The sequence below is a fragment of the Pseudomonas sp. 05T35 genome, assembly GCF_056396605.1.
In genome coordinates, this window is sequence record NZ_JBFTLU010000927.1 from 1 (window position 1) to 523 (window position 523).

Annotated in this window: 1 protein-coding gene; it reads right to left on the bottom strand. The window is 62.1% G+C overall.

The window, feature by feature from the left end; genetic code table 11:
* The coding region (locus AC1DH9_RS30730; RefSeq protein WP_477809528.1) for a hypothetical protein at window positions 1–388 on the bottom strand (388 nt) is incomplete at its 3' end.
* Window positions 389–523 lie beyond the last annotated feature (135 nt).

Genomic DNA, 523 nt, shown 5'->3' on the forward strand with positions numbered 1-523 from the left:
GTGGCCGGCGACGCATCGACATTGCCATACTTGATCGAAGGCCCCCGACGCTCGGCCCCTTCAAAAACCTCGATGCCTTTCTGCTCGGGCCATCTTGGCAGCTCTGCCAGATGCCTTTCTGCTCGGGCCATCTTGGCAGCTCTGCCAGTAAACGAGGCACCTGCTCAACGAACGCTTGCGGGACTTCACTGGCCAGAATCTGCTCGGGCAGCTTGCGCACATCAGCCCACGCCTTGAAGCGTTCGATCGTGTCGGTCAGCAGCGCTGGTGGCGGTTCGCTCACGACATGCAGTCTGCGCAGGACGTCTTCCTCCACACCGCTGGCAATACGAATTTGCTCCAGCGTGGCATCAGAGAAACCCTCGACCGCCGGCCCCATGCGGCGCATGASTGTGGTTTTGTCCCACTCAACGGGGCGGTCCAGCTCGGTTTTCCAGGCCCCGGCACCGTTGTGCGCAAGTTTTGGCTGATAAGCTCCCGGCCTGTTCGGGTGCCGCAGGCGTGGCTGGCCAGTGTGTGGATC